This is a genomic window from Nocardioides alcanivorans (genome assembly GCF_021555175.1).
Classification (GTDB): domain Bacteria; phylum Actinomycetota; class Actinomycetes; order Propionibacteriales; family Nocardioidaceae; genus Nocardioides; species Nocardioides alcanivorans.
Genome location: NZ_JAKGRW010000004.1, coordinates 85145 through 98541 on the forward strand (window position 1 = coordinate 85145; position 13397 = coordinate 98541).

Below are 13397 nucleotides of genomic sequence, written 5' to 3' on the forward strand. Positions count from 1 at the left end.
ACAAGTTGGTGCGCGTGCGCATGGCGCCGTCGCCCACCGGCAGCCCGCATGTCGGTCTGGCTCGCACCGCCCTCTACAACTGGGCGTTCGCGCGCCACCACGGTGGAACCTTCGTGTTCCGCATCGAGGACACCGACAAGGAGCGCAACACCCAGGAGTCCTACGACTCCCTCATCGACCTGATGGGCTGGCTCGGGCTGCAATGGGACGAGGGCGTCGTCGTGGGCGGGCCCTACGGGCCCTACCGCCAGAGCGAGCGCACCGACATCTACGCCGATGTGCTGGCGAAGTTGCGTGCCTCCTCCTACACCTACGACTGCTACTGCACCACCGACGAGGCCAGTGCCCGCCGCAAGGAGGCCGGCTCCAAGGTGATGGGCTACGACGGTTTCTGCCGCGAGCTCACCGACGAGCAGCGGGACGCCTTCGTCGCTGACGGCCGCAAGCCGGTCGTGCGGTTCCGGATGCCCGACGGCGAGATCGGCTTCAACGACCTGGTCCGGGGCGAGATCTCGTTCCAGACCGAGTTCGTGCCCGACTTCGCGCTGTGCCGTGCCAACGGCGATCCGCTCTACACGCTGACCGCTCCGGTCGACGACGCCACCATGGAGATCACGCACGTGCTGCGCGGGGAGGACCTGCTCTCCAGCACGCCGCGTCAGATCGCGCTCTTCGATGCGCTCAAGGAGATCGGCGTCGCGAAGGAGACCCCCGAGTTCGGCCACCTGCCCTACGTCATGGGTGAGGGCAACAAGAAGCTCTCGAAGCGGGATCCGCAGGCCCACATGGCGCTCTACCGCGAGCAGGGCTTCCTGCCCGAGGGCCTGCTCAACTACCTGGCCCTGCTCGGATGGGCGATTGCCGCGGACCGCGACGTCTTCACCCTCGAGGAGATGGTCGAGAAATTCGACATCGCTGACGTCAATCCCAACCCGGCGCGCTTCGACCTCAAGAAGGCGGAGGCGATCAACGCCGACCACATGCGGATGCTCTCGCTCGACGAGCTCACCCACCGGGTGCTGCCGCTGCTCAAGGCCGAAGGTGTCGTCTCCGACCCGGTCTCCGATGCCGACGCCCAGCTTCTCGAGATGGCCATGCCGCTCGTGGCCGAGCGCATGAACAAGCTCACCGAGGCGGCCCCGATGCTTGGCTTCCTCTTCGCCGACGAGCAGAGCTTCACCCGTGATCCCGCCGACGTCGAGAAGGTCCTCAACGAGGACGGTCTCGGTGTCGTGCAGGCCAGTCTCGACGCACTCGAGGCGTTGTCGACCTGGTCGACGGCCGACATCGAGGCCGCCCTGCGCGCCAAGCTCGTGGAGGAGCTCGGGCTCAAGCCGCGCAACGCGTTCGGACCGGTGCGCGTGGCGATCAGCGGCCGTCGCGTCTCACCGCCGCTGTTCGAGTCGATGGAGATCATCGGCCGCGAGCGCTCGCTCGCGCGGCTGCGCAGCGCTCTCGCGAGATGACGCGCCCGACCGGGGCTCCGGCGTACCCCCACGGCAGGAGGGGTACGCCGGGCCTCGGCTACGACGGCATCCACCGGTTGGGAACGCCCGGTTGGTGGCGGCCCCTGGTCGGGGTCGTCCTGCTGCTGACGCTCTTCTACACGGCTGGAGCCGTGCTGGTGCTCACCATCAGGCTGCTCCGTGCCGGGGTCGACGCGGCACGTGGCGGGTCGTTCGCCGACGCCTACGACTGGGTGCTGCTCGACACGGACCAGCCGATGAGCCCCTGGGGACTTGCCTATCTCGCGCTCTCCTTGGCCGTCCTCGTGCCGGTGACGATCCTCATCCAGCGCCTGCTGCACGGACTGTCTCCGGGGTCCCTGGTGTCCGTCGTCGGTCGGATTCGGTGGACGTGGTTCTTCGCCTGTTGCGGCCTCGCCGTGGTGGCGCTCCTTGCCACGATCGTCGTGAGCGCGTTCGTCCCCAGTGACGACACCGCCGGTTCGGTCTCAGGGAGCGTTGCTGCGGTGGACGAACGCACCTGGTGGTTCCTGGCCGTGATCGTGCTGTTGATCCCGTTCCAGGCGGCGGGGGAGGAGTATGCGTTCCGTGGCTACCTCACCCAGGTCTTCGGTGGCTGGCTGGGCCCGGCCGTGGCGGTGCTGGCTCCGGCCCTCCTCTTCGCCCTCGCACACGGAGCCCAGGACGCGCCGGTCTTCGTCGACAGGCTCGCGTTCGGCATCGTCGCGGGAATCCTCGTGCTCCGTACGGGCGGCCTCGAAGCGGCGATCGCGATGCACGTGCTCAACAACTGGTTCGCCTTCACGCTGGCGCTGGCCTTCGGCCACATGGACGACGTCCTGACGCCGACTGGCGGCAGTTGGTGGAGCCTGCCGGTGACCCTCACGCAGTCGCTGGTCTATCTCGCCGTCGTGCTCTGGTTGGGCCGCCGGATGAGTGTCCGACGGCACACCGAGGGAGCCGTTTTGGCGGCCCCTCGAGGTCACGTGTAAGGTTTTCCCCGTTGCCGGCTCAGCCGGAAACACCGCAACAAAGCAGCACTGCGCAAGGAATAGCACTGCGCAAGAAGTAGCACTGTGGGATATGGTGTAATTGGCAGCACGACTGATTCTGGTTCAGTTAGTCAAGGTTCGAGTCCTTGTATCCCAGCGATTCCCTCGCGATGTCGAGTGGGCAGGCTCACCGCCAGCCGATTTGGAGCGAAGGGACGGAAACCTATAAGGTTTCACTCGCTGCTGAAGCAGCAAAGCCCCCGTTGTGTAGTGGCCTAGCACGCCGCCCTCTCAAGGCGGTAGCGCCGGTTCGAATCCGGTCGGGGGTACAGAGCGAAGGAGCCCCGACCAGTTGGCCGGGGCTCCTTCTGCATTTCGCGTGGTCCGCTCAGGTGCTCCGCACCTGTGCAGGCTCGTCCCAGGAATAGCCCGGAGGACCCGGGGGTTGAGGCCGACATGCCTGCGATCCCCCTCTCCATCCTTGACCTCGCACAGATCGGGACCGGTGGGAGTGCCGCCGACAGCTTCCGCGCCAGCGTCGCCCTTGCGCAACTCGCGGAGCGCCGTGGCTACAGCCGGGTCTGGTATGCCGAGCACCACAACATGTCCACCATCGCCTCGTCGGCGACCAGTGTCCTGATCGCCCATGTGGCCGCTCACACGCAGAAGATCCGCCTCGGTGCAGGTGGAGTGATGCTTCCGAACCACTCCCCACTGGTGATCGCCGAACAGTTCGGCACCCTGGAGACGCTCCATCCGGGCCGCATCGATCTCGGCCTCGGGCGGGCACCCGGCAGTGACCAGAACACCATGCGGGCGCTGCGGCGTGACGCGATGTCGGCCGAGGCATTCCCGCGCGACGTCCAGGAGTTGCAGGGCTACCTCGCCGGCCGATCGCTCATCCCCGGCGTCGACGCCGTGCCCGGCAAGGGCACCCAGGTGCCTCTCTACATCCTCGGGTCGTCGCTCTTCGGAGCGAAGCTGGCTGCTGCGCTCGGCCTTCCCTACGCGTTCGCCTCCCACTTCGCGCCCCAAGCCCTGGTCGATGCCGTCGCGCTCTACCGCCGTGAGTTCCAGCCCTCGGCGCAGCTCACGGAACCTTGGGTCATGGCGGGCGTCAACGTGGTCGCTGCCCCCACGACAGACGAGGCGCAAGCGTTGCTCCGGGAGTCCCAGCGGCTCCGGGTCAACCAGCTCGTCGGCCGCGGCCGCACCTTCAGCGAGGCCGAGGCTGACGCGGTCCTCGACTCGCCGTCCGGGCAGCAGATCAAGCAGATGAGCCACTACTCCGGCGTGGGCACGCCCAGCGAGGTGCGCGACTACCTCGACGACTTCGTCGCGCACGCGGACGCCGACGAGTTGATCCTCGCGTCGATGGCGCGCAGCACCGAGGCGACGCTGCGCTCCTTCGAGCTACTGGCCGACTCCCGTGCCGAACAGGAGACGTCTGACGCAGCTTCGTGAGAAGAGCAGGACGAGCACGAGCAGCGTCACCGGGACGAAACCACCCAGGCTGACGGCGCCACCGAAGACGATGTCGATCAGGGCGAGCACCACCAGCTTGCTCCCCACGGCAATGGCCCACAGCATCAGGGCGCCCGTGACCTTGGCTTGCCGCGTCGGTGCGCGACGGAACCTCGCCGCGGCGGCGCCCTTCAGCACGAGCACCACCTCGAGCGCGACCTTGAGCAGGAGCGCGGTGAGCAGCGAGAGCGTGAAGCCCTCGCTGATCACCTGGGGAGGTGCTCGATCGCCAGGTTGAGCACGACGACGTAGACGAAGAGGTCGACGACGTCTGCCGGATGAGCGGCGATCCAGGTGCGGAGCCAGCCACGACCACGCTGTGCGTCGCCCGTCGGTCGCGTCGGGGAGCCATCACCTGCTGATGATCCCACGACGGTGTCGGACGCGACAGGCACGGTCGGACACCGGAGATGCGAGGATGCGGTGACCTTCACCATCCGTCGAGGAGCAGTTGATGGGCCGGCCCCGGTTCGACGTCACGCCGCTGACGGGGCCTGCCCGCGGAGTCCGGTGGCACGAGTTCCGCGCGGAGGCGATCGCAGGACGTCACGGGGAGGATCTCGCCAGGCCGCGATGGTGGCGCCGGTTCGGGTGGGCCATCGCCACTATGCTGTCGATGGCGGTCATCGTCATCGTCCCTGTGGCCTTGATGACCACGCAGGGGGCGACGCAGACCACCGTGCTGGTGTCGCTGGGATGGGTTGTCTGCGGGATGCTCTTCCACACGGTGGCGATCCACCTGCCCCGTCAGGAGTTCTGGGGACCACGCACCCGCCAGCGCTACCGGCTCACGGAGTTCGCTCGCGCCAACTCCTTGAGGTACGACCCGGCGCCGACGGTGACCAAGCCGGTCGCCTACATCTTCGGTTCAGCGCCTGAGCGTCGACACCTGGACCGGTTCGAGGCACCGGGGCCGCAGGGCTTCGTGGTCGCCAACTACGAGGAGGAGTGGCCCGACAACCCGGACACCGACGGCTTCGACGGTGCCTATGTGATCTTCCGGCTGCGTGAGTCCTATCCGAGGACATTCGTCTCGCGTGACCAGCGGTCTCCAGTGAGAGGATTGCGCTATGTGACCCCGATCGAACTCGGTGACGGGCTCCACCTGTGGTCGGCCAAGCCCGACCATCCGTTGTTGCAGCGCTTGCTGGCCAGCGGAGTCGTCGAGCGCTCGATGAAGCTCGGCCGCCTCACCAAGATCCAGATCGTCGGCAACGAGCTGTTCGTGTTGCGCCACGGATCATGGCCGCTCGCCGTACCCAGGCTCTGGCAACGTCTCGCCGCTCTCACCGACGCGGTGGCGCCGTTCCTGGACGGCCCCGGTCGCAGCAGCGGAGCAGGCGCGCTCCTGCCGCGCCAGCGCTGACCCGGCGGCGTGCCTCAGTCGGGCTTGACGGCGAGAACCGGACAGTCGGCAGTGAGCAGGACCCGTTGCGCGACGCTGCCCATGAGCAGCTTCCCGACCGGGCTGCGTCGGCGTACGCCGACCACCACCAGCGACGCCTGACGCTCTCGTGCTGCCTCGACCACCAGGTCGCCGACGTCCGCGCCCAGCGTCTGGCGTACCTCGTGGGCGACGCCGGTCTCCGCGAGCCGGCGGTCCAAGGCCTCCACCTGGTCGCGGGTGGCGAAACCTTCGTCGACGAGGGCGTCCCCGCGGGTGCCGTTGACGACCAGTAGGTCCCCGCCACGGAGCCGGGCTTCGTCAATGCCGGTGGTGAGGGCTGCTTCGCCGAACGCGTCTGGGCTGTAGGCCACGACGATCGTGCCGCTCATGGGGACACCTCCTGCTTGGTCGGGTTGCGGCGCCGGACGGCGCCGATGATGAAGGGTGCCACGATGGCCAGGACGGCGATCGCATAGAGCACGACGGCCAGGACCTCGTTGAACAGGCCGGAGACCTCGCCTCCCGAGATCGTGAGCGCCTCCCTGAAGCGGGTCTCGCCCAGTGGTCCGAGGATCACGCCGAGGATCAGCGGCAGCACCGGCAGGCCGAAACGCCGCATCACCAGGCCGAGCAGGCCGAAGACCAACAACAAGAACACGTCGAACGACTGGAGGTTGGCGGCGTAGGCACCGAGGGAGGCGAAGAAGAGGATGCCTGCGTAGAGCTGCGGCCGGGGGATCATCAACAACTTGGCCCACAACGGTGCCAGCGGCAGGTTGAGCACGAGCAGCAGGGCGTTGCCGATGAGTAGGCTCGCCAGCAACGTCCAGACCAGGTCGGACTCGGTGCTCATGAGCTGGGGGCCCGGCTGGATGCCGTAGCTGGTGAAGGCGGCCAGCATCACCGCGGAGGTCGCCGTCACCGGGATGCCCATGGCGAGCAGCGGCACGAAGGTGCCGGCAGCAGATGCGTTGTTGGCGGCCTCGGGGCCGGCCACACCCTCGATCGCACCCTCGCCGAATTCCTTGCCCTTGGCCAGCTTGCGCTCGAGCACGTAGGAGAGGAAGGTCGGCGTCTCCGCGCCTCCTGCGGGGACGGCGCCGAAGGGGAAACCGAGTGCGGTGCCACGGAGCCATGGTTTCCAGCTGCGTCGCCAGTCGTCCTTGCCCATCCACGGTTGTCCCACCGGGATCACGGCGAGCGGCTTGCGGCGCAGGTGCGCGGCGACCCACAGCGCCTCGCCGAGGGCGAAGATGCCGACGGCGACGACGACGATGTCGAGCCGGTCCGCGAGGAGCGGTTGGTCGAAGCTCAGTCGTGCCTGACCGGTGTTGAGGTCCAGGCCGACCAGGCCGATGGTCAGGCCGAGGAAGAGCGAGATGAAGCCGCGCAGCTTGGAGTCTCCGAGCACGCTGGTCACCAGCACCATCGCCAGCACGACGATGGCGAAGTAGGACGGTGCCCCGATCTCCACGCCGATGTCGGCCAGAGCAGGTGCGAAGAAGGCGACCAGCAGCGTGCCGATCGTGCCCGCGATGAACGAGCCGATCGCCGCGGTAGCCAGGGCCTGCGCGGCTCGGCCCTTCTTCGCCATCTTGTTGCCCTCGATCGCGGTCATCACCGACGAGGACTCACCTGGCGTGTTGAGCAGGATCGAGGTCGTCGAACCGCCGTACATGCCGCCGTAGTAGATGCCAGCGAACATGATGAAGGACTGCGTGGCGCCGAGCCCGAAGGTGACAGGCAGCAGCAGGGCGACGGCCATGGCCGGGCCGATGCCGGGCAGCACCCCGACGAATGTGCCGAGGATGACACCGATGGCGGCATAGAGCAGGTTCTCGGGAGTCAGCGCGGCGCCCAGGCCGCCGAGCAGGAGGTCGAGGCTGTCCATCAGAGAATCCCGTCCAGGATGCCGGGAGACAGCGCGATGCCCAACCCGGAGTAGAAGGCATACCAGCTGCCGACCGACAGCACCCCGCCGATGATGAGGTCGCGGATGACGGTGCGGCTGCCAAGTGACCAGGCACTGCCGGCGAAGAGGATCGCACCGGTGATGGCCCAGCCGAGCCAGTCGATGGTGGCGATCGTGAAGACCAGGACTCCGACCAGCTTGAGGACGGTGATCCAGTCGGCGCCCTGGGAGAGGTCCACGTCCTCACCTGCCTCCGCCGTGCCCCGGTCGCCGCGTGCGGTGGCGACCGCGAGGAGTACGGCGAGCAGCAGCATCACGCTGCCGATGAGGTAGGGGAAGGCCTTCGGGCCGACCGGGTCGCCGAAGCCGACGGTCAGGCCGGTTGCGTCATAGATGGTGTAGCCGCCGACGGCGGCCAGCAGTGCCGCCAAGCCGTACTGTGCCCGGTCGCTGGTCCTCTCCTGCGGGCCGAGTTCGGCCACGCCGACCTCCGAGATCTCACTCATAGCAGTCCCAACTCCTCGAGGGTTTCGGCGACGCGTTCGTCCTGTTCCTCGAGGAAGGCAGTGAAGTCGTCGCCGGTCTTGAACTCGTCCGTCCACTTGTTGTCCTTGAGCGCCTGCTTCCACTCAGGGCTCCGGTGCATCTCCTCAAGGAAGGCAATGAGCTCCTCGCGCCGTTCCGCAGAGATCCCGGGCGGAGCCAACACCCCACGCCAGTTGGTGAACACCAGGTCGATGCCCGATTCGGTCAGGGTGGGGAACCCTTCGGCGAAACCGTCCAGGCGCTCCTCCCCGGAGACGGCGAGGACCCGGAGCTCGCCGGCGGTGATCTGGCCCTCGAACTCGCCCAGCCCGCTGAAGCCGACGGCGATCTTGTGGCCGAGCAGGGCGCTCGTGAGGGGGCCGCCGCCGTCATAGGGCACGTAGCGCACGTCGCGGGGGTCGATCCCCACCGTGCTGGCCAACTGCATCGGGAAGAGGTGGTCGGGGCCGCCTGCCGACGAGCCGCCGCCCACGGCGATCTTGCCCGGCCGCTTCTTCCAGTCCGCGATGAAGTCGTCGATGGTCTTGTAGGGCGAGTCGGCGGGGACCAACACGCCCTCCTGGTCCTCGATCAGTTGGGCCAGGGGAGTGGCGTCCTTGAGCCGGTGATCGAGCCCGAAGGAGTAGGACGAGCCGACGATGCCGAGACCGACCGTCATCATGACGTTGTTGTCTCCCTCGGCGTTCATCAACCGGGTCAGGGCGACGGAGCCACCGGCTCCCATGATGTTGGTGACCTCGAACGTGCCGCCGGTGATGTCTGCTGACTCCAGGACTGCGACTGCGGCGCGACCGGTCTGGTCGTAGCCGCCCCCAGCGCTGTTCGGAATGAGCATGACCATGTCCTTCGACGGGTCACCGCGGGTCACCCCGCAGCCGGCGGTGCTGAAGATCGCCAGGGTGATGCCGAGCGCCACGGCGATGAGCCGGCGCCGGCTGCGACCGGGGTCGGTCATGGTTCCTCCTCGGGTCGGAGTGCGGATGTGGTGATCCTGCGGCGATGATGTGGTTGGCGTCACGATTCGGAAACCAATGGAGGTTGTGGAACTTGTGGTCACGGCCGGCCGGGACCCCGCGCATCACGATGGCGGGGCAGTTCCTGCTGCTCCAACTGACGGTGTTGCTGGTGGCACTGGCGGTGGCGAGCATCGCGTCCGTGCGCCAGAGCGAGGCCGACTTCCGGGCGCAGCGCGCGATCCCCTTGCGTGTGACGGCGCAGGACCTCGCCAACCTCGACGTGGTCCGTGCCGAGATCAGCAACCGGCCCGTGCTGGCCTCCCTCACGTCGTACGCCGAGCAGTTCCGCGGGCGCAGCGGTGCCTCGGAGATACATCTTGCCGACCCAGAGGGCGTGGTGCTCGTCAGCACCGACGCTCACGAGGTGGGCCACCGGCTCGACCTCTCCGAGAGCGAGGTGCGTGGCGCGAGCACCTGGACCGGCGACGTCCATGACGACGGCAGCAGGGCGCTCGCCGCACACGTGCCCGTCTTCGACCAGGGGATCCCGGCCGGGCAGCCGGGCGGACCGCGGGCACCGGCGATGGTGGGCATCGTGGCGGTCACCGACGACTATCCGTCGGTCACCGACCGGGCCGGCGAAGTGCTGCCCGACATGTTGCGATTCCTCGGACTCGGCCTGGCGCTCGGGCTCGCCGGCGCCTGGCTGTTGTCACGCCTGATCAAGCGACGGACCCGGGGACTGGAGCCGGTGGAGATCGCCGCTCTCGCAGACCATCGAGAGGCACTGTTGCGGTCGGTGCGTGAAGGTGTTGTCGCCGTCGGTGCCGACGGCGTGGTCACGATGATCAACGACAGCGCCCGGGACCTGCTGGATCTCGCTCCGGACATGGGGAGCGAAGGTAGCCGGGTGCAGGATCTTCCCGTCGGGGACGAGGTGCTCGACCTGCTCACCGGGGAGGGGAGCAGCACGACCGGGTGCTTGTCGTCGGGGAGCGGGTGCTCGTGGCGAACCGCAACGAGGTCCGCGAGGGTGGCCGCGACGTCGGGGCGGTGACCACCCTGCGCGACCGCACCGAGCTGCTGGCGATGCAGAGCGAGCTCACCGCACGCGAGAGCATCACCGAGACCCTGCGTGCGCAGACCCACGAGTTCAACAACCAGCTCCACATGATCTCCGGGCTCCTGCAACTGGAGGAGTATGACGAGGCGTCCGCGTTGATCGGCACCCTCGCCCGTCGTCGGGCGGAGATCAGTGACGCGGTGGTGGCCAAGGTCCACGACCCGGCGGTCGCGGCACTCCTGGTGGCGAAGGTCAGCTTGGCGGCCGAACGCGGCATCGACATTGCCCTCTCCGGTGACACCGGCCTGCCCAGGCTCGATCCCGACCTCTCCGCCGACGTCGGCACCGTGCTCGGCAATCTCGTCGACAACGCCGTCGACGCGACGGTTGCGGCCGGTGGCGACCGGATCGACGTACGGCTTGCGCAGGAGGAGGAAGCCGTCGCGGTGCAGGTCTTCGACACGGGCCCGGGTGTTCCGGACGACTCGGTGGCCGAGATCTTCCGCAAGGGCTGGAGCAGCAAGCCCAGCGATGCCAGTGGACGAGGTGTGGGCCTAGCGCTGGTCCAGGTCGTGTGTGCGCGGCGCGGGGGCCATGTCTCGGTGCACAATCAGCAGGGCGCGGTCTTCACTGCCGTGCTGCCGATGACCCCGAGGAGTGCTGGCGCATGACCGACCCGGTGCGGGTGCTCGTCGTCGACGACGACTTCATGGTGGCCTCGATCCACACCAGGTTCGTGGAGCGGATGGAGGGTTTCGAGGTGGTGGGACAGGCGGCGACGGGCGCGACCGCCCTCACCGAGATCGACCGGCTGCGGCCCGATCTGGTGCTGCTCGACGTACATCTTCCTGATCTCACGGGCATCGAGGTGCTGCGCCGGTTGCGGGGCGCCGGCAACGACGTCGGAGTGTTGATGGTGACCGCGGCACGCGAGGCGGAAACGGTTCGTGCGGCAGCTGCGGCAGGGGCGAGCCACTACCTGGTGAAGCCGTTCGCGTTCGAGGATCTCCGGGTGCGCATGGAGGCCTTCGCGGAGCAGATGCGTGCGCTGGCGCAGGCGGAGACCGGGCAAGGCGCGATCGACGCGGTCTTCTCAGCGGGGCGGCGGGGGAGCAGACCAGCGTTGCCCAAGGGCCTGAGCGAACCCACCTTGGCAGCCGTTCGGGAGGTGCTCGGCACGCTGCCGGAGGGGCGGACGTCTCGGCTGCCGAATGTGCGGAGCAGGTCGGCATCTCCCGGGTCTCCGCGCGCCGCTACCTCGAGTACTGCGTCGAGGCCGACGCTGCGGAGGTGCGACTGAAGTACGGCGGCGCAGGAAGGCCCGAGCGGCGCTACCACCCGGTCTGACCTCGGACGGCCGTGTCCGATTTCCGCGAGTGCTTCGCTCGGTGATGCGGCACCATGGAGTCATGCACACAGATCGGGAGGCCTGCTACCGGGCCGTGAAGAGTCGGGACCGCAGGTTCGACGGCCGCTTCATCACCGCAGTGCACACGACGGGGATCTACTGCCGCCCTTCCTGCCCGGCCCGTACGCCGGCACTCGCCAACGTGAGCTTCCTGCCGACCGCAGCTGCGGCGCAGGCAGCCGGATTCCGAGCGTGCAAGCGGTGCCTTCCCGATGCCACCCCGGTGATCCGGAGTGGGATCTCGCTGCCGATGTCGCAGGGCGGGCGATGCGTTTGATCGCCGACGGCACCGTGGACAGGGAAGGCGTGCCGGGTCTCGCGCAGCGGCTCGGCTACACGCCGCGCCACCTCGGCCGTGTTCTCACCAGCCAGTTCGGGGCCGGGCCGTTGGCCCTGGCCAGGGCCCGACGTGCCCAGACGGCGCGCGTCCTGGTGGAGACCACCGATCTCGGGCTGGCCGACATCGCCTTCGCCGCTGGCTTCTCCAGCGTCCGCCAGTTCAACGAGACGTTCGCGGAGGTCTATGCGACGGCACCGAGCCAGTTGCGCCGTGGGCGCGCCCAGGCGTCAACGTCGTCGAGTGGCATGCTCGAGGTGCACCACCGGCTGGCTGTGCGCACCCCTTTCGCAGGCCGGGCGCTGCTCGATTTCCTTGCCGCCCGTGCGGTCCCGGGGGTGGAGGCTACCGGGCCCGGTTGGTATGCCCGCACCCTTGACCTCCCGCACGGGCCGGGCACGGTGCGCCTCGAACTCGTCGACCACCTTGAGGCGGGCAGCGTGGCGCAGGTCGAGGCGCGGTTCGGGTTCACCGACCTGCGTGATCTCAGTGCCGCGGTCGAACGGGTCCGACGCCTTCTCGACGCCGATTGCGATCCGGTCGCCGTCGACGATGAGCTGGGAGCTGACCCGAGACTCGCTCCCTTGGTACGCCGGCGTCCCGGACTACGCGTCCCAGGCCATGTCTCCGGGACGGAGGTTGCGGTGCGGGCCGTGCTCGGCCAACAGGTGACGGTGGCCGCCGCACGCACGCTGGCTGGTCGCCTCGTGTCTGCCTGGGGGCAACCGCTGACGGAGCCCACGCAGGACGGCCTCACCCATCTCTTCCCGAACTCGGAGGTGCTTGCCGCATCCGATCCGGACCACCTCGCGATGCCCCGCAGCCGGGCCGCGGCACTGGTGGGGCTCGCGGCGGCACTCGCCGCCGGTCGCGTCCGGCTCGACCATGCCCTCGACCGCGACGAGGTGCGTGCCAGGTTGCTGGAGCTGAGGGGCATCGGCCCGTGGACGGCCGACTACATCCTGATGCGGGCGCTGGCCCATCCCGACGTGCTCCTGCCCACCGATGTCGGCACCCGACACGCACTCGCCCTGATCGACTCGGGAGCCGATGCTGCCGTGGTGGGTCAGGACTGGCGCCCGTGGCGCTCCTATGCCCAGCTGCACCTGTGGCAGTCACTCAACGAAGGGGACACCTCATGTGGACCGTGATCGAGACACCCATCGACGACCTGCGCATCGTGGCGCACGACGGCGCGATCACCCAGATCGACTTCCACCCCCATGATGCGTGGGACGGGAAGCGACCGGTGGGCGAACGTCAAGACGATGCGCCCTTGCTGGTCGAGGCGCGGACGCAGCTGGCGGCGTACTTCGCTCGTGAGCTCAAGGACTTCGACCTTCCGCTCGCCCCGGTCGGCACCGACTTCCAGCACCAGGTGTGGGCAGAGTTGCGCAGGATCGCGTGGGGTGAGACAGCCACCTATGGCCAGGTCGCCCACCGCCTCGGACGTACCAACATGGCGTCGCGCGCCGTGGGTCTGGCCAACGGACGCAACCCCATCCCCATCGTCGTGCCCTGCCACCGGGTCATCGGCGCCGATGGCACGTTGACCGGCTACGCAGGTGGCATGGGTCGCAAGCAGGTGCTGCTCGACCTCGAAAGCGACTCCCTCTTCTGAACCCACCCCGGTGACCGAGCCCGCCCCCGTTGGTCGAGCTTGTCGAGACCACCCGCAGCCCCACCCGGAGGTCGAGCCTGTCGAGACCGTTTCGTTGGTCGAGCCCGTCGAGACCCACGCCGCCCACCTCGTTGGTCGAGCCCGTTGAGACCGTTTCGTCGGTCGAGCCTGTCGAGACCTCGTCC

16 protein-coding genes, 2 tRNA genes and 1 pseudogene are annotated in these 13397 nt (G+C 68.4%); 13 read left to right on the forward strand and 6 right to left on the reverse strand.

Translation table 11 applies throughout. The features are described 5' to 3' along the window. The first annotated feature begins 20 nt into the window (after nucleotides 1–20). From gltX to L1066_RS02155, 5 genes are all read left to right on the forward strand, one after another. A complete protein-coding gene (gltX, locus tag L1066_RS02135) occupies nucleotides 21–1466 on the forward strand; it encodes a glutamate--tRNA ligase (protein ID WP_235734879.1) in 1446 nt (481 codons plus the stop codon). Continuing rightward, complete coding sequence (locus L1066_RS02140) at nucleotides 1463–2458, forward strand: CPBP family intramembrane glutamic endopeptidase (protein ID WP_235734740.1); 996 nt, start codon at nucleotides 1463–1465, stop codon at nucleotides 2456–2458. The genes gltX and L1066_RS02140 overlap by 4 nt, the downstream gene beginning before the upstream one ends. 85 nt (nucleotides 2459–2543) lie before the next feature. Then, nucleotides 2544–2615, forward strand: a tRNA-Gln gene (locus tag L1066_RS02145). 99 nt (nucleotides 2616–2714) lie between these two features. Then, nucleotides 2715–2787: transfer RNA gene (locus L1066_RS02150), tRNA-Glu, on the forward strand. Between the two features lie 127 nt (nucleotides 2788–2914). Next, complete coding sequence (locus L1066_RS02155) at nucleotides 2915–3922, forward strand: LLM class flavin-dependent oxidoreductase (RefSeq protein ID WP_235734742.1); 1008 nt, start codon at nucleotides 2915–2917, stop codon at nucleotides 3920–3922. Here L1066_RS02155 and L1066_RS02160 read toward each other — a convergent pair. Continuing rightward, nucleotides 3872–4192 (reverse strand): hypothetical protein, encoded by a 321-nt coding sequence (locus L1066_RS02160; RefSeq protein ID WP_235734744.1) that lies wholly within the window; start codon nucleotides 4190–4192, stop codon nucleotides 3872–3874. The two genes, L1066_RS02155 and L1066_RS02160, sit on opposite strands and share 51 nt — an antisense overlap. Next, a complete protein-coding gene (locus tag L1066_RS02165) occupies nucleotides 4189–4377 on the reverse strand; it encodes a hypothetical protein (RefSeq protein WP_235734745.1) in 189 nt (62 codons plus the stop codon). The genes L1066_RS02160 and L1066_RS02165 overlap by 4 nt, the downstream gene beginning before the upstream one ends. A gap of 59 nt (nucleotides 4378–4436) precedes the next feature. Between L1066_RS02165 and L1066_RS02170 the strand changes: the two genes are divergently transcribed. Further along, nucleotides 4437–5348, forward strand: coding sequence for a hypothetical protein (locus L1066_RS02170; protein WP_235734746.1), 912 nt, complete (start codon nucleotides 4437–4439; stop codon nucleotides 5346–5348). Between the two features lie 14 nt (nucleotides 5349–5362). Here L1066_RS02170 and L1066_RS02175 read toward each other — a convergent pair whose 3' ends face one another. From L1066_RS02175 to L1066_RS02190, 4 genes are read right to left on the reverse strand one after another with little or no spacing between them, the layout of a single operon-like run. Continuing rightward, nucleotides 5363–5758: a universal stress protein gene (locus L1066_RS02175; RefSeq protein WP_235734748.1), complete on the reverse strand. Its 396-nt coding sequence runs from the start codon at nucleotides 5756–5758 to the stop codon at nucleotides 5363–5365. Beyond that, nucleotides 5755–7260: a tripartite tricarboxylate transporter permease gene (locus tag L1066_RS02180; RefSeq protein ID WP_235734750.1), complete on the reverse strand. Its 1506-nt coding sequence runs from the start codon at nucleotides 7258–7260 to the stop codon at nucleotides 5755–5757. The genes L1066_RS02175 and L1066_RS02180 overlap by 4 nt, the downstream gene beginning before the upstream one ends. Continuing rightward, nucleotides 7260–7787, reverse strand: a complete 528-nt coding sequence (locus tag L1066_RS02185; RefSeq protein WP_235734751.1) for a tripartite tricarboxylate transporter TctB family protein — start codon at nucleotides 7785–7787, stop codon at nucleotides 7260–7262. The genes L1066_RS02180 and L1066_RS02185 overlap by 1 nt, the downstream gene beginning before the upstream one ends. Continuing rightward, nucleotides 7784–8782 carry a Bug family tripartite tricarboxylate transporter substrate binding protein gene (locus L1066_RS02190; protein WP_235734753.1) on the reverse strand — a complete coding sequence of 333 codons (999 nt, stop codon included), beginning with the start codon at nucleotides 8780–8782 and terminating at the stop codon, nucleotides 7784–7786. The genes L1066_RS02185 and L1066_RS02190 overlap by 4 nt, the downstream gene beginning before the upstream one ends. 92 nt (nucleotides 8783–8874) lie before the next feature. On the opposite strand from L1066_RS02190, the gene L1066_RS02195 reads away from it, so the two are divergent. The 7 genes and pseudogenes from L1066_RS02195 to L1066_RS02220 all read left to right on the forward strand — a co-directional run bounded on the left by L1066_RS02195 (nucleotide 8875) and on the right by L1066_RS02220 (nucleotide 13212). Beyond that, nucleotides 8875–9840 (forward strand): hypothetical protein, encoded by a 966-nt coding sequence (locus L1066_RS02195; RefSeq protein ID WP_235734754.1) that lies wholly within the window; start codon nucleotides 8875–8877, stop codon nucleotides 9838–9840. After that, nucleotides 9789–10517, forward strand: coding sequence for a sensor histidine kinase (locus L1066_RS02200; RefSeq protein WP_235734756.1), 729 nt, complete (start codon nucleotides 9789–9791; stop codon nucleotides 10515–10517). The genes L1066_RS02195 and L1066_RS02200 overlap by 52 nt, the downstream gene beginning before the upstream one ends. Nucleotides 10518–10591: 74 nt before the next feature. After that, nucleotides 10592–10804 (forward strand): annotated as a pseudogene (locus L1066_RS28315) (response regulator); the annotation flags it as partial. Between the two features lie 272 nt (nucleotides 10805–11076). Further along, nucleotides 11077–11193: a hypothetical protein gene (locus tag L1066_RS28320; protein ID WP_376707632.1), complete on the forward strand. Its 117-nt coding sequence runs from the start codon at nucleotides 11077–11079 to the stop codon at nucleotides 11191–11193. A gap of 62 nt (nucleotides 11194–11255) precedes the next feature. After that, nucleotides 11256–11531, forward strand: coding sequence for an Ada metal-binding domain-containing protein (locus L1066_RS02210; protein WP_235734758.1), 276 nt, complete (start codon nucleotides 11256–11258; stop codon nucleotides 11529–11531). Beyond that, the gene (locus tag L1066_RS02215; RefSeq protein WP_235734760.1) at nucleotides 11522–12742 is read left to right on the forward strand and encodes a DNA-3-methyladenine glycosylase 2; all 1221 of its coding nucleotides are present in this window, start codon (nucleotides 11522–11524) and stop codon (nucleotides 12740–12742) included. The genes L1066_RS02210 and L1066_RS02215 overlap by 10 nt, the downstream gene beginning before the upstream one ends. Continuing rightward, on the forward strand, nucleotides 12730–13212 hold the full coding sequence (locus L1066_RS02220; protein ID WP_235734762.1) for a methylated-DNA--[protein]-cysteine S-methyltransferase: 483 nt from the start codon (nucleotides 12730–12732) through the stop codon (nucleotides 13210–13212). The genes L1066_RS02215 and L1066_RS02220 overlap by 13 nt, the downstream gene beginning before the upstream one ends. Nucleotides 13213–13397: the final 185 nt, after the last annotated feature.